We start from the raw sequence: 18,264 nt of genomic DNA on the forward strand, positions 1-18,264 counted from the left end.
ATGAGGTATCCGAAAATTCTTTCTTAAAGTTGTTCATAATGTATCATAGGAAAAAGCAGCTAAAAAGCTTATGGAAATAAAACAAATAGAGTTTATTGTATGCATTTTGTTCATTTTGCTCACGAATACAAAAGATTAAATTTTGATGTAGGTTCGTTCAGGTCTTCCAACTTCGCCATATTGCAGCTGGGCTTTTACTTTTCCAGCAGACACCAAGTATTCTAGGTAACGTCTTGCGGTAGACCGGCTGACACCTGCTGCTTCGCTGGTATCGATGGCATTAATGCCTTCTGCCGGGCTGTGTTCTAAGATTACTTCTATTCGTTCCAGCGTTAAACGATCAATTCCTTTTGGTAATCCGTCGGCAGTGATCGACTTGTCCGCACGTAATTCTGATCCAAATTGGAGACGATCCACCTCTTCTTGATTGACTTCTTTTTTGGAGGCTAATAAGACTTTCTGTTTTCGGTAGCGTGTAAATGTCTCATTGAATCGATCAAAATCAACCGGTTTAATCAAAAAGTCGAATACGCCACCTTGTAAAGCAGCTTCTACTGTAACTGTCTCCTTAGCGGCAGTTACCAATATGATAGCGATGGATGGAAAGTCTTTACGTAGACGCCAAAATAGTTCGAGTCCGGGACTATCCGGTATGTAAACATCCAATAGAATCAGATCAGGCAATTGTTCGACCTGCTGTAAATAGTGCAGGGTTTCTGCTGCTGTCCTCAGTTCTGCTGATACATTAAATCCCGAAACTTGTTCAACAAACCGTCGATTAATTTCAGCTACTCGAAAATCATCTTCCACAATCACTACCTGCCATGTCCTAATCATTCGAAACACCTACTTTCAGTTGCTTTTTGGAATTGAAACGATGAAGCAAACGCCTCCTAACTCACTAGGTTCTGTAGAAAGTTGACCATTTGCTGCATCAATGGCTTGTTTTGTCAGCGCCAGACCATGACCTCTGCCCACACCTTTTTTTGTAGAAACGCCTCGAGTAAAAATGCTCTCGAGCACAGTGTCTTCAATACCAGGTCCGGCGTCGTCAATTTCAAATAGGATATCCTGTCCAATATCCGTGAAAAAAACAGATATTTCCCGGGAAATTGCCCGTTCATCATAAACCGCGTCAAACGCATTATCCAGCAAATTTCCGACAGCAGTCAACAGTGCTTGTCGGCTACGCTCGGACAAAGCGGTATGCAAGCGGCTGTCTGGTTGAATAGAAATATCAATTTGCAATTCACTTGCTTGGTTTAATTTGCCAACAAGCAGTCCGCTTACATAAGGGTCTTGTATTTCATCAAGTAATGTATCAATCCATTGTTGCTGAATCTTCGTTTCATTTTGAACGAAGTCGAGCACTTCCTCTTTTTTATCGAGTCGCGTAAGTCCCGCAATTGTGTAAAGTTTATTCGAAAATTCGTGTGTCTGGGAGCGCAAGGCATCAACATATTGTTGAATATGGGTTAATTTCTTCGTTAATTCCTCAATCTCTGTTTTATTACGGAACGTTGAAACGGCTCCTAATAATTCATCTTCATAGAATATTGGGACACTATTGACATAGACACTGTGCGCGCCAAAAAGTTTTTCTTGGTCAAATACAGTTTGACCATTCTTTAACACATATGGCAAATCAGAATTTGGAAATATTGCATGAATCGACTGACCAATCCATGAGATTGTTTGCTGGTCATCTCCAGTTAACAGTTTCAATGCGGCAGAGTTGATCATCGTTATTTGTCCTTCTGCATTAGTAGCTACGATGCCTTCATGAATGGAGTGGAGAATGGTTTCTTTTTGAAATAATAAATAGGAGATTTCTTCGGGTTCTAATCCAAACAATGCTCTCTTGATATAACTTGCAATTACAATAGAACCTAAAATCGCTGCTGCTGTAATTCCTAGAAGGACGAACCAGATTTCTTTACTGTAATCCCAAATCACAGACTCGATGGAATCCACCAAAAATCCTACCGACACGACACCGACAATTTCTTCATTAGAATATATAGGCACCTTTGCTCGTAATGAATTTCCTAATGAGCCGGCAGATTTTGAAATATATGATTCACCGAACATAAGAGCTCGTTCATTGTCCTCACCGACCATTTTTTTACCGAGGCGGTCGGGGTTTGGATGCGCATAACGAATTTCTTGGCGATTACCGACAACGATAAATTTTGCATCCGTTTGCTCCTGTATCTGTTGCACGATAGGCTGAATTATAGCAGAAGGGTCGTCTGAATGAAATGCGGCACGAATTTCAGGGATCAGCGATACACTGGTGGCAACGCTAAGAGCTCTTTCCCCAATTTGAGCTTCCGTTGTATCCGTTACAAAGAAACTCATAAATCCACCAATCAGCAAAATAATTGTGACGACGAGTGCACCGATCAGAACAATCATTTTCATATGTAAATTGACGAAAGGTTTAGACTGGATTTGATGGCTGGTTAAATCTTCTTTTCGGATGCGAATCATGTCCAGACCTCCCTTAGAAAAGGATGATGCATTTAGCATACCATGTGGTGAGTATGTTAAGGATGGAAAAATACGAAATACAGCCAGCCATTAATGGAGTGTCAGAGCCAATGTTATTAAAAAAGCCCATTCGCAATGGAATGGGCTTTTACTAGATTTATCGGTGAGAGGCTCTCAATACAGAACAAAGGAGCTCTCGTTGACTAGTTATTATGCTTCAAGCTCAGGCTCAGCTTCTTCTTCATCCAAGCCTAATTCGTTCAAGTATTCCTCCATTGTAATTGCATTTTTGATTACATCGGCAGGAATTTTAATTTCTTCGACGTTATTATGGTTGCTGTATGCACCTGAAATAAGTTGAGTGATTGAGATTGTTTCGTCTTCAATGCCCATCGTCATTTTCGTAACGCCTGACATTTCAAGTGGGAACAATGTCTTCTTATCGATAGTGGAAACAACAAGGAATTCGTCAATATTGATATCTAAAGCATCCAAGATACTTTCCAAATCGTCAGCAATTTCTTCGTCTGTTACTTCCTCTTCAGTTGTTTCTTCTTCGATTACTGCATCTTCAGAATCCGTAGCTTTAGCGTCAACTGACACACCTTCTACTTTTTGAATTACACTCTCAGTAGTTTCGTCAGGAAGTAAACCAGGCAGAAGCGCCATTACTTCATCCAGAATTTCACGGAATTGCTCATTCGTTATCGTTTGTGTCATAACATACTGGTCTTCATATTCGTAAATATGAATGCCGTCGATGAACTTTTTAGTTAGTTCGAGCTGTGCAAGTGGGTCCATTTGTTGAACGGATGAATCGAATAATGCATCTGTTAATTCGTCATCCATTTTAATCCACTTATCTACCATGCTATCGTATTGGAAGAAACCATCTTTCGTCAAATACGCTTCTGATGATTGATCGAGGTTCTCGCCATCCATATTCATTTGCATCTTCGTAGAAGTATAAAGTGCAAGAGGATCTTGGATCACATCCATTTTCATGTCCATGATCATGTCGATTTCTTCTTCCTCAGGATTGGATGTTTTCATTTTCTGATCGATTTTCATCGTTGCAGAATAACTATTCAAATCAACGTCGAGCATCTTTTCAAGAAAACCTTCAACATCTTTCACACGATTTGTTGTTACTTGTACAGATTTTTTGTCATCTGAAACGGATACTTCAAAGCCTTCCAATGTAGATAGGAACGAATCTGAAATATAATTTCCTCCATTATTTAGTGTAAGGGGAAATACAGTATCTGCTTTCTTTCCATCGACCAAAATCTTTCCAGCACTAGCATTAAAGTCTACTGTCAATTGAGAATTTGTTGCCGTTACCACGCCTTTGTCTTTTGAGACAGAGTAACCAGCCTCTTTAAAAAGATTTTCAACTGGGATCAGCACTTCACCATGAGATAAAAACGGTTGCTCATAGCCCGCAACTTCCACACCATCGACTACCAGCTTCATTGAGTCGTTACTTGCTGCTTGTACATTACTGTTTGGAACTGCAAAAGCCAACAGTAATACGAAAGCAAATAACCAAGAACCTAACTTCTTCACTACATAAAACCCCCATTTCTTATTTTGGAAAAACTCACCTGTTTTGTGTACAGGTATACTAGATTGTACGGACAACTTTATAAAAGGTTTCAAAAGAATAATAGTTTAATATATTTAGTGCGAAATGACTTAGTTATTGGAAAAAATTAAGTATAACTGTTCTCCTTAATACCTTTCTACTATATAATTAATATTCTGTTAAAATAAAGCGTATCCCGCGATTAGGTGAGAGGAAGATTTCTGAATGAATCGAATATCGCTTCGTATGAAAATGTTTATCTTTTCATTTATTCTTGTGTTTTTCTCTGTCATGACGAGTGGAGCAATTATGATCCATAATATTTCTGGCGCTTTTGAAAAAGAACTCGGAGCAAGAGCTATTGCGATTGCCCGAACGGTAGCTCAGCTGCCAGATATTAAGACGCATGTTGGTGAAACGAACGGTGCTTCCTCCATTCAGCCAATTGCTGAGAGAGTTCGATTGGCAACAGATGTAGATTATATTGTTGTATTTGATATGGAAAGGATCCGCTATTCACATCCCTCAGAAAGTAAAATAGGTACAGTATTTGAGGGCGGGGATGAGCAGGCTTCACTTTCGGAACACGAATATATATCAAAAGCTCAAGGTGTTATGGGGTTTGCAATTCGAGCCTTCGTACCGATTATGAATGATGAAGGCGTCAAACAAATTGGTGTTGTTTCAGTTGGCATTCTATCACCGACATTTCAAAGCTTATTAAATGATTACAAGACCGATATTTTATTTTCATTGATGAGTGGTCTGCTCATCGGCCTGATCGGTTCGTTGTTTATTGCTAACCATCTAAAGAAACAAACCTTTAATATGGAGCCTTATGAAATTGCACGTCTGGTCGAGGAGCGTTCCAGCATGATGCAGTCGATGGATATCGGAATTTTGGCTACGGATGAGAAGGAACGAATTGTCTTTATGAACCGGTTAGCCCAGCAGTATACAGGTTTGGAGAACGAAATCATCCCAGTAGCAGACGCGTTTCCTGATACATGGGTAACAGAGGAAGTGTTGAAAAATGAAGCAGAAATGACGCATAGACCCTTACTTCTGAACGGCACGATGCTGTTAGTCCGTATCTTTCCTATAAACGTAAATGATCAACGTGTAGGTTCCCTTTTAATGATGACTAATCAGAAAGAGGCGCATACACTTGCGGAAGAACTAACAGGTATCAAGTCTCTAGTCGATTCACTGCGTTCGCAAAACCATGAATATATGAATAAGTTACATAGTATTGCAGGTCTGATACAGCTCAATCGTTCAAAAGAGGCACTTACTATGATTGTAGATGAAATTTCCGATGAACAAGAAGTGATGCAGTTTCTGAAAGAACGAATTTCTGATTATTCAATTTTAGGCATTCTAATAGGGAAGCGATCACGTTCTAGGGAATTGGGTGTTCTTTTTACTATTGACGATGAGTCTTATTTATCTGAAGTGATGACGGGGTTTTCAAGTGGCGATCTAGTTACAATTTTAGGGAATTTAATAGATAATGCTATGGAAGCTTGCTTACTGGAGCAAGAGAAAGAGATTGTGCTGTTGATTGAAGGTAATAGAGATTATTTATTTATCGAAATACAGGATAGTGGATGCGGGTTACCTGAAGAGGCAAATAAAATATTTGATTACGGATTCAGCATGAAGAGGAAAGAGGGAAGAGGAATTGGATTGGCTTTAATAAAGCAGATTTTGGACTCCAATAAAGGCAGTATTACGGCGTATTCTCCGCCAGAATCAGGGACAATCATTACATTGAAAGCAGGTGAAAGAAAATATGGATAAGTTAACGGTCTACATAATAGAAGATGATCCTATGGTGTTAGAAGTGAATAAAGGCTTTTTGCAAAGGTTGGATGGCTTCAAGTTGGTAGGTGAAGCCGCGGAAGGTAAACCGGCAATTGAAGACATACATAAACTTCAGCCTGATCTTATTTTACTTGATATGTACTTACCAGACATGTCAGGGCTTGAGTTACTAAGGGAACTTCGGTTGGAGAATATATCGAGTGACGTGATTATGATAACGGCTGCCCGGGATGCGGTTACCATTCGTGAAGCATTGCGGTTCGGGGCAGTGGATTACTTAGTAAAGCCCTTTCGTTTTGAACGCTTTCAAGAAGCGCTTCAAAAATTCAGTAAAAACTATTGGAAATTCAATACGATTGATAAATTAAAACAGGAAGATATCGATCTTTGGATTGGAAGTGCTGAAAAAATAAGTGCACTTCCAAAAGGGTTAAATGAATTTACCTTGGAGCAGATTTTTGTCGGTCTCAAGAATGAAGAACATCCGTTGACTGCCGAACAGTTAGCTCAAAAAGTTGGAATGGCAAGGGTAACTGTCCGTAAATATTTAGATTTTTTGTCAGTTAATGGGGAGGTTCATATTGAATTGCAGTACGGGAATATAGGTCGTCCAACTCGCTATTATTCAATAAAATAGAAGTTTCATGTGTTTAGGGAAAATACCATAAAGACCAAAACGTCCATTAACTTCATAATATTGTGTTTTCTTGAACATTATTTAAAATATAAAATATCAGACTACTGATGATTCAGGAGGGAGCATGAAGAAGTTCTATGTATGCTCTGAAGAAGCACTTTTGTTTTTTCGTAAGTTTTGTCGGATTACTGTTTTTGTTGGCAGGTTGTCAAAAAACTTCCTATCCAGTTGATTATGAACAATTAAGTGCAGAAGAACGATTGGTTATCCGTTTTTCACATGTTGTAGGAGAAGATACTCCAAAAGGATTGGCAGCCAGAAAATTTGCCAAATTAATGAAAGAGCGGAGCAATGGATATATCGAAGTACAAATATTCCCGAATAGTATCTTATATAAAGATGGCGAGGAAATGGAAGCGCTTTCCAATAATGATATACAAATGATTGCACCTGCTACATCTAAGGTTACGTCAACCGTACCGGAATGGTCTGTTGTTGACTTGCCATTTGCCTTTGATAGCTATGAAGAAGTACATGCATATATGCAAGGGAAGGTCGGTCGGCAGTTAATAGGGAAATTCGAAAAGCAAGGTCTCGTGATGTTGGGAATGTGGGATAACGGTTTTAAGCAATTGACGAATCGTGAGTATCCTATCAACATGCCTGCAGATATAAAGGGGCTTAACATGCGGATTATGCCAAGTGACATATTAGAGCAGCAATTTGAGCTCTTCGGTGCCTCCGCTATGAAATTGGATTTCAATAATGTGTTCCAGTCATTGGATAATGGATTAATTGATGCTCAGGAGAATACTTTGTCCAATATTGTGAGCAAAAGCTTACATTTAAAGCAAGGCTACATGACGGTTAGTAATCATGGGTATTTAGGGTATGTGCTGTTGATGAATAAAGAGTTTTGGGATGGGTTACCTGAAAATGTTCAGCTCTTAATCCAAGATACGTTGTCTGAGGTGAGCGAATGGCAACGAGAAATTGCACACCAACTAAATGAAAAAGACCTCTCTGAATTGGAGAAATGCGATTGTATTCAAATTCACAATTTATCGGAAGATGAGAGACAACAATGGGAAGAAGCTTTCAGCCCGGTTTACGATTTTTATCGGGGGCGGTTTGGGGCTAAATATATAAATTCACTTCCAAAAATAAAAGGGGGAAATAAAGAATGAAAAAAATTCTTTTAGTTGCAGTGATTAGTATGTTTGCTATCGTGGCGGCTGCTTGTTCATCTGACAAAGAGTCATCTTCTTCAGGCGACGGCGAAAAATCATCTTCTTCTGATAAGCCAGTCATTATCAAGTTTTCACATGTAACGGCAATTGATAGTGTAAAGGGGAAAGCTGCTGACCGTTTTGCGGAACTAGTTGCAGAAAAAACAGATGGAAAAGCGAAAGTAGAAGTATACCCGTCATCTCAATTATATGGAGATGCAGATGAATTAGATGCATTGGTATCAGGCAATGTTCATATGATTGCACCATCCGTTACAAAAATGGTGAAGTTGGATCCACGCTGGCAGTATGTAGATATGCCTTTCTTGTTTGAAGATCAAGATCATGCGCGCAAATTCTTTGAGAGTGATGTAGCACAAACAATCTTGAATAGTGATCAATTAGCAAATAACGACATTATGGGATTGGAATTCTGGGAGAATGGGTTCAAACACTTTTCAGATAATAAACATCCTTTGAAAACTCCAGAAGACTTCAAAGGTCTGAAATTCCGTGCGCAAGCAGGTAAAGTCCTTGAATCTCAGTTCAATGCTTTGAACGCGGGAAGTGCAACGATTTCATTTGGTGAAACCTATGCAGCCCTGCAACAAGGCACTGTAGATGGACAAGAAAATACATTCAATAACTTTGATACTCAAAAGTACCAAGAAGTACAAAAGTATTTGACGACAAGTGAACATGGCCGTCTAGACTATGCGATTTTTGTTAACAAATCATTCTGGGAAGGTATGCCAGAAGATATTCGTACGCAAGTCGAGGAAGCTTTGAAAGAAGCAACAGAACTTGAGTGGCAGTTGGCTGCTGATGAGAATGAAGCAAGTTTTGAAAACATCAAGAACTCTGGAAAAGTTGAAGTTACTGAGTTGACTCCGGAAGAGCGCCAAAAGTTCGTTGACGCTTTACAGCCGGTATACGATGAGTTCTCTGATGATATTACACCTGAACTGCTTGAAGGAATCCGTAGCTTGAAATAAGAAGAATTGTCATCTAAGTGGGAAAGCGGAGATCATAGTACCTGTTTATACAGGGATATGGATGCCGATCTGATTACCGGATCGGCATTTCTTTGTTTATAGGTTGGCATAGGGCATGACTTGTCGTCTTTCGAATGATTAGCAGTAGGTTGGAAAGACGACAAGTCACGCACTTGCAATGTATCTGAATTCAGCAGAAGGGGTGCGAACTATTGAAAACATTACAAAAGATTTGGAGAGCAGTTGAGGAAATCTCAGCAGGAGTATTTTTCTTTGGTGGAATTACACTCATATTCTATGGCGTCGTCATGCGCTATGGCTTCAACTCTCCTAAAGCATGGGTTGAGGAAGTAGTGAGATATGTTATTATTTGGGGCGTTTTCTTAGGTTTCTCTATTGCATTACGACATAATCAGCACATCCAAGTAGATCTCCTCTATGATAAAATGCCAGGTAAAATGAAAAAGTTTGTTGATTTATTTGCTACGCTTGTCAGCATCTTTTTCTGCCTGGCCTATACGTATTACGGTTATGTACTCGTAGAAGCACGTTATCATTCTGGCATGGTATCACTGGATGTCGGCATTCCAATGTGGATTGTCTACTTAATCTTGCCTATTTCCGGTGTATTATTTACATTGCGTTTTATTGAAAGACTGGTTCAATTGGTACGCGGAAAGGATGTAAAATATGACAATCCTCTTACTTAGTATTTTCTTTATTTTACTTCTGTTGCGAGTTCCGATTGCCATCAGTCTTGCTTTATCGACTATGGTTGTGTTGTGGCAGATCGACTTTAATATGACGATGGTACCGCAACGGATATTTACGGCTCTTGATTCCTTTCCAATGATGGCGATTCCAGGATTCGTCCTAGCGGGCGTTCTGTTGGCCCGTGGCGGAATTTCGAAGTATCTAATCGAGGCTTTGAAATCATGGGTTGGCCATTTACCGGGTGGTCTTTCGGTTGTTACGATTTTAGCTTGTATGATTTTCGCGGCAATCTCGGGTTCTAGTCCGGCTACAGCAGCGGCAATCGGTTCGATCATGATTCCTGCAATGGTGAATGCAGGGTATGATAAGAAGTATTCTATGGGTCTGGTAGCAGCTGGTGGTACGTTGGGGATTTTGATTCCTCCAAGTATTCCATTGATTATTTATGGTATTACAGCAGAAGTCTCGATAGGAAAGTTATTTATGGCCGGTGTCATTCCGGGAGTCCTATTAGGAGGAGTCCTTATTGCTTCAGCTATTTTTTATGCAAAGAAAAATGGCTATAAAAGTGAGCGGAAAGCTACTTGGGATGAGAGAAGAAAGAGTTCATTAAAAGCAATTTGGGGAGCATTTCTCCCATTCTTGATTTTGGGTAGTATTTACAGCGGAGTAGTTACACCGACAGAATCTGCTGTTATTGCGGTGTTTTATGGAATCATTGTATCAGCGTTTATTTATCGCGAACTTCATTTTCGGGATATTCGTCCGATCATTATTGAGTCCATCAACATTACTGCGATGATCTTCTTGATTATCGGCGCTGCAAGTTTGTTCGGATTGTATTTAACCAATGCACAAATTCCTCATGAAATCGGGGCGTGGATTTCGGAAAGTAATGTGAATAAGTGGGTATTTATCCTGCTTGTGAATTTATTACTGTTTGTTTTGGGAATGTTCTTAGAAGCAGTTTCCATCATTCTGATTACACTACCAATTCTATTGCCTATGCTCGTTCATTTTGATATTAATTTATTACACTTCGCGATCATTATGACAATCAACATGGAGTTGGGTATGATTACCCCGCCAGTTGGTTTGAACTTATTCGTAGTGAGCGGAATATCGAAAGAAAAACTTGGAGATGTTGTAAGAGGAGTTATTCCTTTTATCTTCTTGATGATTCTAGTGTTGGCGATCGTAGTTTTCTTCCCTCAATTGTCATTATGGTTAACAGAAAAGATGGATTAACAGAAGGTCTTCCAGTATTTTTGCTGGAAGGCTTTTTATTTATCTAAAAGTTTATTCATACAGGCAAGTAGGGAAGAGTGATGGTAAGGGGAGGGGAGAAGGTGGAGATTTATACAATTGGTCATTCTACGCATACAAAAGAAGAATTCTTAAAATTGCTTGATGATGCGAATATCGAAAGGTTGATTGATATAAGGGCATTTCCAGGCAGTCGAAAGTTTCCTCATTTTCATGAGGATCTAATGAAAGAATGGCTCCCTGCAAACGACATTGCATATGAACACTGTGGAAAACTTGGTGGGCGACGGAGGAAATCGAAGACGATTGATCCAGAAATAAATGATGCGTGGGACAATCAGTCCTTTCATAATTATGCGGATTACACATTAACTGCAGATTTTAAAGAAGGCGTTGATCAATTGATGGAAAAGGCTTTAAAGCAGAGGATTGCGATATGTTGCTCTGAACGCCATCCCGCACGATGCCATCGTCTGTTAATCAGTAATTGGCTGGCGCTGCACGGATGGGAAGTAAAACATATTATAGACGGTCCAAAAGAGAAAACGCTTATTGAAGATCATGTTATCGGAAAATGGGGACCACATCATATAGTGCTAGAAAGTAATGGCACGGTTATTTATCCTCCAGGGCCAAAAGAAAAAAACTAGCTTGCCCTTACAATGTTGAAAGGGCGAGCTAGTTACTCGTAGAGGGTCTTTTCATGTGATCCATCAGCAAGGAAAATGGATAAAACTCCATCATGTTCATTCACATATTTCTTGGCTTTCTCTAGTAGATCTGTTTTCGTAGAATCTTTAAAGATGACATGGTCGCTGTCGGTCTTTTTTAGAATCCATTCGTCTTGCCTAGGTTTCACTTCGTAGTGTGGACGTCCTTCACTTTTTCCTTCTACATATTCATGAGCTTGGGCGGTAGCTATTGAGATGGCGCGGCCTTCTTCGTAGTTCTCTCTTAATAAGGCGTTGGCAATTTCAATCGCTTTTTCTCGGACATCTGGATCTAAGTTCTTCATTGAAGCAGGATAATCATTTTTACTCCATGGCATGAACCGTCACCTCCTGCTTCATAAATTCCCGCTTAGTAATGAAAATAAACGTAAGAAGTCATGAAGTTTTAGACGGCTCTAGTATTTACTGAAGATCTTTTGTTTGTCATTTGCCGGCTGCTCTGTCAGGGGGAAAGTGCTGTCGGAAAAGAGGATGGTTCGGTAAGATGGTGTATTGGTTCATCCCGACGAAGCATTGAAGTGTTTCTTTACTGTCCGAAGTTTGATACAGAAATAAAAGCCTGTCCTGAAAGAAATTACTGACTTTCAAGACAGGCTTTTTGGCATTTATTTTTATTCCAGGACTAAATCCAACTCTTTCATATATCGGTAAACAGGTACTTCATCTTTTACATTTACAGGGATAAAGTTGAATGTCACATAGCTATCGACAGATTCAGGTTCTAGCGAAAGAGCGACCAGATTGGCGGTAGGTTGTGCCATACTGATGACGTAGCTGCCAGCAGGGAAGAATACTCTTTTCTTGGAAAGTTGGGCTTCGATATTTGCTCGCATATGTCCTTCGTAATAGCTTGTGTCTACCTTTTTATCTGTGACTATATAACTCTCCACTTCTAACTCTTGAGCATTCTTTGTTTTCTTAACAGTAGCTCCTTGAATTTTCAGCTTGTCCGCAATATGGTGATATGCTGGCGGTAAAATATAAGCGGTAGGGCGAACGCGTTCTAATGTAGCGATACCATTCGTTGCGCTGTTATAGCCAACCGGTATTTCTTTTACCGTTCCTGTTGCAACATCAACGACTTCGAGAGTTTGGTTTTTCACTTCTGTACGATCACTTCTCAAAATAAGTGTGTCTTTTTCCGACACTGTTTTTCCTTTTTCAACTATTTCATCGCGAGCATCTTGCACCATTTTCTTAACAGACTCTGCATTTTCTGCAGTTGTTCTCAAAATACTTGAGTGTGTTTCGACTTGTGATGCGACTCGGCGGACAAAGTTCTCTTTACCAATACCGATCCCGCGGCTTTCTACTAAGAAGGAGAAGCTTGGCTGCAATCCATTTGCGTTTCTACCGATTCTTGCTTCTGCGCCGCCTTCATCCAATGTCACATGACCATCTTTGGAGCTGTTAGTAAAATATTCTCTACTCGAATAGCCAGTACGCTCGAGTGCCTGAAAAACATTTTTTCCGAATAAATCATCTGATTGCTTTCGGATTTGCTCTGGAATATTTAAGTTCTTTCCGGATAGCAATAAGATATCATGATACTTGATGGAGCCTTGCTCGCCAAATTGCTTGAAGGTTGAATCGCTCAATCCGTATTCATGTGCATCGACTACTACTTCAGGTTGGAATTGATTCATGCCTTTATGAACTGCTTGGGTTTCAGGAAGCTCTAATTTTACGTGATCTCGGTTCGCATCTAAAGGAAGTGCCGTTTGACGCTGGAAGTATTCTGCGCCATCTGGATTGATACGTGGATAAATGACGACGTTGATCTTATCCAAAACTTCTTTTCCTAGGTTTCCATTTGCCAACTCATTAGCCATGACCAGCATGGATTCTCCACCGGCAGGCTCGTTACCATGGACATGTCCTTGTAGCCAAACTGTAGGCTTTGATTTAAATTCTGCTGAATCTTTTCCGCTTGTAGTAGTGAAAATGAGCATAGGCAATTCAACACCTTCAAGAGAGTGCCCGGCAATCTCCATACTGGCTGAAGGGTTATTATCCACGATATCTTGCAGGTAACGCATCATGTCGGGATTCGTAGTCATCCATTTATCCTTTTTCAAGCCTGGCGTTACAAGCTCCATTTCTGGTTCTTTGTATAACTCTAATACTTTGAGAGATTGTTCATAATGAGTGCCGGGAGAATAAGACATATGTGAAGAGTTTGTTTGGCCGGCAGCTGGAGGTAAGGAGTGTTCTGCAGTTGCAGCTGAAGAATAAGTGGGCGCAGCGACAATTGTTGCTAAAATAGCAGGTATAACTAGTTTTCTTTTTAACATAGAATTCCCCCTAGAATAATGTTTTTATATAAATAATAGTAGTAAGCGCTTACAAGTCGAAGTTATAATAGATTGCTAAATAACTCAAGCAACTAAGTTTACACCAACTAAAATTGATTCGTTTTATCTAAAATATTAATATGTTCCAGTACTGTTGGTACAATTAATATAAATAATCATGCTTTTAGGTTAATTGTATGTAACTTTAGTGATATTTGGTAGAATGTTTTTACTTTTAGTTCAATGTCATAAAAGCCATTGTAAAAGAGATAGCGCAGTAAAATATAATTAAACTAAAGACCCAGAAGAAGATCACTATATTTGAATTATTTTGAATAATTTATAACTTGATGATAGAGTTAAAGAGAGAGCTTAGTATTGGTTCACAATAAGCTTTCACTTTGCACTAAACAATGTAGCAAAAACAAATTAAAAGGAGTGAACACATTGTCTCTATCCGTTAAGCAACTATTGGAGAACAAAGGGATTCAGGCTAAGCCGGAACATTTGGAGATCTTGGAAAGTCGCTGGAAGGGTATGCAAGAGTTAAGAGGGACATTAAAGGGTGTTAAAATCGAAGACGCCGATATCGGGCTTCGCAATATTCCCGGAGGTGATCATATTGGCTAAAGAATTGATTCAGAAATCTGTTGAAGAATTGGCTCCGCTTATACAAAATGGCTCCTTATCTCCTGTTGATTTAACGAAGGCGGTTTTAGACCATGCTGAGGACACTCAGGAATCCATTAATGCGTATATGACCATCTATCGTGATGAAGCAGAGCAGTCAGCCCGTGAGGCAGAAAAAGAAATTAAAGAAGGAAAGTATCGGGGAATGTATCACGGTATCCCGATGGCCTTAAAAGATAATTTATATTTCAAAAATAAAGTGACTACAATGTCATCTAAAATCCATAAAGATTTTGTTCCGGACGATGATGCAACTGTTGTTAGCAAGTTGCGGGACGCAGGTGTAATTTTTACCGGCAAACTGAGTATGCACGAATACGCATGGGGGATCACTAATAATAATCCTCATTACGGAGCGGTCAGAAACCCATGGGATACCGATAAAATACCAGGCGGTTCGAGTGGCGGTTCCGGAGCAGCTGTGGCGGTAGGTTCGAGTGTTGCTTCACTTGGAACAGACACGGCAGGCTCCATTCGGATTCCGTCATCCATTTGCGGAATTGTCGGATTAAAACCGACGCATGGACGAGTTAGCAAATATGGCTGTTATCCATTAGCTTGGACACTGGACCATATTGGACCTATGACGAAAACAATCAAGGATGCGGCGGGAATGATGGATATCATTTCAGGATACGACCAGAAAGATCCCACTTCTGTGAATACACCGGTCAATCAGTATTTGCAAAAGATCCAAGGCAATGTGAAAGACTTGGTAATCGGAGTGAATGAAGAGTACTTCTTTAAACAAGTCGATAATGAAGTAGATCAAATCGTACGGAAAAACATACAAGCCCTTGTAGATCAAGGAGCTAAAGTAGAAATCGTTAATATTCCTTCACTTCAATATGCGGAGTGGGCAGAGCTGGTTACTTCGCTTTCTGAAGCATCTGCAATTCACCATGAAGATATGTTGAAGAGACCACAAGATTTTGGCGATGATATCCGCATGTTGTTTGAACTGGGTGAACTGCCGTCGGCTGTAGATTATTTACAAGCACAGCAAGTCAGACGACAGTTGAAACAGGAATTCCAACAAGCGTTCCAGAAAGTGGATGTAATGATCGCACCAACGTTGCCTGTAGTCGCCAGTACAATTGGGGATGATACCGTTGATCTGAATGGTCAGCAAGTCGATTTGATTGATAATATTATCCGTTTCACAGGACCAAGTAACTTAACAGGCTTACCGGCATTATCGGTACCTGGAGGGCTAAAAGGGAATCTGCCGGTTGGCGTCCAGATTATCGGGCCTGCATTTGCTGAAGCTCGTATACTTGATGTAGGATATGCAATTGAACAGACAAACCCAATGAAAGACAGAAAGCCTGAGTTGTTAACCCGAGCGTAAAATCAATTAAAAACTCCGCGATCAACCCATGATCGCGGAGTTTTGGTTAGGTACTCGCTCTTCGACTAAGCGGTACTTAACTATTCGACGTATAGTTTCTTCCCTATCACAAACCCAGCTGCACCAAACTTCAACCCAAATCCGTTTGTGCAATTGGTATTACTATAAGTATAGCCTGTGAAGAACAGAATAAACGCAAATCATCGAACTGTGAGAAATGTCATACCCCTGTAGTGTTTGGCATCATAATGACATAAATTACACCAACCTTACAACTGTCTTTCATTAAGATAACATATGAAAAACCTTCCGACTTTATGCATGAAAAGTCGGAAGGTTTTGTTACATTAATTTAGAAATAAACATTGTCGCAATACCAAAATAGATCAGCAAGGAAAGAATATCATTGATCGTTGTGATCAGAGGACCGGATGCTACAGCAGGGTCGACTTTGAACTTATTGAGGATCAAGGGAATAACAGTACCGGCAATTGTCCCGATGATCAATGTCGCAATGAGTGAGGAACCTACTACCAATCCAAGAGTAAAGCTTCCTTGCCAAATATATGCAATGACAGAAATAACTGCCCCGCACACGACACCCAATATAACGCCAACAATTAATTCGCGAAATACTAAATGCAGAGATTTTTTCATGGTCATGTCTTCAGACACTAAACCGCGCACGACGACAGCGAGTGACTGTGTACCAGTATTACCTGTCATTCCTGCAATCATTGGCATGAAAAAGGCAAGTGCAACGACTGCTTCGAGGGTCTCTTCGAAACGAGAAATGATACTGCCTGAAACGAGCCCGATAAAAAGTAATAATATAAGCCAAGGAAGTCTACGATAGGCAGCAACTAGGGGTTTTGTATGGAAGTCAATCGATTTACCGGAAGCAAAAAGCATTTCTATGTCTTTATCTGCCTCTCTGACGACAATGTCAAGAACTTCGTCTGCCCTGATGATTCCGATCAATATATTATTTTCATTGACTACGGGAAGGGACACAAAATCAAAACGCCCAATCATTTTGGCAACTTCACCTTGCTTGGTCGTATCAAACACTTTGGCGATCGAAGTTTGCATAATATCTTTTACGCATTCATCAGCTTCAGCAAGCAACAAGTCCTTATAGGATAATACGCCAACTAATTGTTTATCATCGTTAATGATATATACATAATTTAGATAATGGGCGAAAGCTTCATAATGCTTTAATTTTTCCACAGCTTTTGTGACGCTATAAGATTGATGAACCCATACATAACGAGTCCTCATAATTCGACCTGCAGAATCTTTTGGATACTTTCTCTGTTGGCGAATATACTTTTTTTCTTCCTGTCGCATTTCAGCAATTAATTTTTCAACTTGTTTATCGGGAAGATCTGAAAGCAGATAGGATAAGTCTTCACTTTTCATTTGATCAAGTAATTCTGTTGAACGAATCGGGCCTACTAATTCAAGCACCCGCAGTTGTTCATTTCTAGTTAGGGACCCGAGCATTTTGATCAATTTATCAGTGTCCAATACTTCCAAAAAGATTGGATGTCGCTTTCTTGGCAGCCGTCGGTATTGTGCAGCAACTTCAGAAGGCTCTAATTCATCAATCGCCTTTTTCAAGGACTCTAAATTACCGTCCTTCGTCAGTTTTATAATAGCTCTTGAAATATCATCTCTATTGTTTGTCAATGGCATGGTCAGCACCCCAATCGTTTAAAGATAATTGTTGTCTCTCTTGCTATCCCCCAAATGAAGAAAAAACAAACAATAGTAAACCTGGCTAAGTGCATAAGTTTTTCCAATCAAAAAAGAGCCTCCTTTGTGGAGACTCTTGTATCTTTAAATCAAATAAGTGGACCTCTGCCATGAGGTGCCGGGTCATTTAATGGGTCATAAAGATCGGAATCGACTAATACCAATATTTTCCCATGTTCGAACTGTTCATTATATTGATGTGCTTCTTCATCTGGAATCCCCATGCCGATTAAAGCACCCGCCAGACCGCCTACACCGGCACCTGCAGCCGCGCCCGTGATGCCCGCTACAATTGGTCCTGCTGCAATAATCGGACCGACGCCAGGTATAGCCAAGGCCCCAAGGCCCGTTAAAATGCCGCCTAATCCTCCAATTAACCCTCCAGTTGCTGCTCCTGTCGCTGCGCCTTCACCTGCATGCGTATCCGTTTCTTCCACTACATGTTCTACTTGATCGGAGCTTCGACTGATTACTGAAATTTCATCCGCAGTAAATCCTTGGCGTTTAAGATTTTCAATCGCTGCAATTGCTTCTGTATCCGTGTCATATGTTCCTACCACTTGTCTTCTAACCATAAAAAATTCCCTCCTTGAACTAAATTCTCTTATTTTCTCACTACAGAGAATTTACCCTTTTTTTAATAGATAAAACGTTAGAAGAAATAAGAGATATTTCGACAGTAGTTGAT

16 protein-coding genes and 1 pseudogene are annotated in these 18,264 nt (G+C 40.0%); 9 read left to right on the plus strand and 8 right to left on the minus strand.

Going from position 1 to position 18,264, the window contains the following annotated elements:
* Window positions 1-135: 135 nt before the first annotated feature.
* The 4 genes and pseudogenes from B5D59_RS05555 to B5D59_RS18680 form a co-directional block, all read right to left on the minus strand.
* Entirely contained in the window at window positions 136-837 is a 702-nt protein-coding gene (locus tag B5D59_RS05555) for a response regulator (RefSeq protein WP_009765949.1), read from the minus strand.
* A gap of 15 nt (window positions 838-852) precedes the next feature.
* Window positions 853-2,493, minus strand: a complete 1,641-nt coding sequence (locus B5D59_RS05560; RefSeq protein WP_176132510.1) for an ATP-binding protein — start codon at window positions 2,491-2,493, stop codon at window positions 853-855.
* 210 nt (window positions 2,494-2,703) lie between these two features.
* Window positions 2,704-3,600 carry a DUF6612 family protein gene (locus B5D59_RS05565; protein ID WP_425441335.1) on the minus strand — a complete coding sequence of 299 codons (897 nt, stop codon included), beginning with the start codon at window positions 3,598-3,600 and terminating at the stop codon, window positions 2,704-2,706.
* A gap of 18 nt (window positions 3,601-3,618) precedes the next feature.
* Window positions 3,619-3,969, minus strand: a pseudogene (locus B5D59_RS18680) (stalk domain-containing protein); the annotation flags it as partial.
* Between the two features lie 337 nt (window positions 3,970-4,306).
* Here B5D59_RS18680 and B5D59_RS05570 point away from each other — a divergent pair.
* The 7 genes from B5D59_RS05570 to B5D59_RS05600 all read left to right on the plus strand — a co-directional run bounded on the left by B5D59_RS05570 (window position 4,307) and on the right by B5D59_RS05600 (window position 11,399).
* Entirely contained in the window at window positions 4,307-5,884 is a 1,578-nt protein-coding gene (locus B5D59_RS05570) for an ATP-binding protein (RefSeq protein WP_078817195.1), read from the plus strand.
* A complete protein-coding gene (locus tag B5D59_RS05575; RefSeq protein ID WP_078817196.1) occupies window positions 5,877-6,545 on the plus strand; it encodes a response regulator in 669 nt (222 codons plus the stop codon). The genes B5D59_RS05570 and B5D59_RS05575 overlap by 8 nt, the downstream gene beginning before the upstream one ends.
* A 137-nt stretch (window positions 6,546-6,682) precedes the next feature.
* Window positions 6,683-7,732, plus strand: a complete 1,050-nt coding sequence (locus tag B5D59_RS05580; RefSeq protein WP_078817197.1) for a DctP family TRAP transporter solute-binding subunit — start codon at window positions 6,683-6,685, stop codon at window positions 7,730-7,732.
* The gene (locus tag B5D59_RS05585) at window positions 7,729-8,769 is read left to right on the plus strand and encodes a DctP family TRAP transporter solute-binding subunit (protein ID WP_009765943.1); all 1,041 of its coding nucleotides are present in this window, start codon (window positions 7,729-7,731) and stop codon (window positions 8,767-8,769) included. The genes B5D59_RS05580 and B5D59_RS05585 overlap by 4 nt, the downstream gene beginning before the upstream one ends.
* Window positions 8,770-8,981: 212 nt before the next feature.
* Window positions 8,982-9,479 (plus strand): TRAP transporter small permease, encoded by a 498-nt coding sequence (locus B5D59_RS05590; protein WP_009765942.1) that lies wholly within the window; start codon window positions 8,982-8,984, stop codon window positions 9,477-9,479.
* Entirely contained in the window at window positions 9,460-10,731 is a 1,272-nt protein-coding gene (locus B5D59_RS05595; protein WP_078817198.1) for a TRAP transporter large permease, read from the plus strand. The genes B5D59_RS05590 and B5D59_RS05595 overlap by 20 nt, the downstream gene beginning before the upstream one ends.
* A 101-nt stretch (window positions 10,732-10,832) precedes the next feature.
* Window positions 10,833-11,399 (plus strand): DUF488 domain-containing protein, encoded by a 567-nt coding sequence (locus tag B5D59_RS05600; protein ID WP_245799465.1) that lies wholly within the window; start codon window positions 10,833-10,835, stop codon window positions 11,397-11,399.
* A 32-nt stretch (window positions 11,400-11,431) separates the two neighbouring features.
* On the opposite strand, the gene B5D59_RS05605 is transcribed toward B5D59_RS05600, so the two are convergent.
* Window positions 11,432-11,797, minus strand: coding sequence for a DUF2188 domain-containing protein (locus tag B5D59_RS05605; RefSeq protein ID WP_078817200.1), 366 nt, complete (start codon window positions 11,795-11,797; stop codon window positions 11,432-11,434).
* 294 nt (window positions 11,798-12,091) lie between these two features.
* Complete coding sequence (locus B5D59_RS05610) at window positions 12,092-13,774, minus strand: M14 family metallopeptidase (protein WP_078817201.1); 1,683 nt, start codon at window positions 13,772-13,774, stop codon at window positions 12,092-12,094.
* 438 nt (window positions 13,775-14,212) lie between these two features.
* Between B5D59_RS05610 and B5D59_RS05615 the strand changes: the two genes are divergently transcribed.
* Window positions 14,213-14,404 carry a hypothetical protein gene (locus B5D59_RS05615; RefSeq protein ID WP_009765937.1) on the plus strand — a complete coding sequence of 64 codons (192 nt, stop codon included), beginning with the start codon at window positions 14,213-14,215 and terminating at the stop codon, window positions 14,402-14,404.
* Entirely contained in the window at window positions 14,397-15,815 is a 1,419-nt protein-coding gene (locus B5D59_RS05620) for an amidase (RefSeq protein WP_078817202.1), read from the plus strand. The genes B5D59_RS05615 and B5D59_RS05620 overlap by 8 nt, the downstream gene beginning before the upstream one ends.
* A 342-nt stretch (window positions 15,816-16,157) precedes the next feature.
* On the opposite strand, the gene mgtE is transcribed toward B5D59_RS05620, so the two are convergent.
* Together mgtE and B5D59_RS05630 are read right to left on the minus strand one after the other, a co-directional pair.
* Window positions 16,158-17,516 carry a magnesium transporter gene (mgtE, locus tag B5D59_RS05625; protein ID WP_009765935.1) on the minus strand — a complete coding sequence of 453 codons (1,359 nt, stop codon included), beginning with the start codon at window positions 17,514-17,516 and terminating at the stop codon, window positions 16,158-16,160.
* Between the two features lie 149 nt (window positions 17,517-17,665).
* The gene (locus tag B5D59_RS05630; protein ID WP_009765934.1) at window positions 17,666-18,151 is read right to left on the minus strand and encodes a general stress protein; all 486 of its coding nucleotides are present in this window, start codon (window positions 18,149-18,151) and stop codon (window positions 17,666-17,668) included.
* Window positions 18,152-18,264 lie beyond the last annotated feature (113 nt).

Source organism: Sporosarcina newyorkensis, from assembly GCF_900167515.1.
Classification (GTDB): Bacteria; Bacillota; Bacilli; order Bacillales_A; family Planococcaceae; genus Sporosarcina; species Sporosarcina newyorkensis.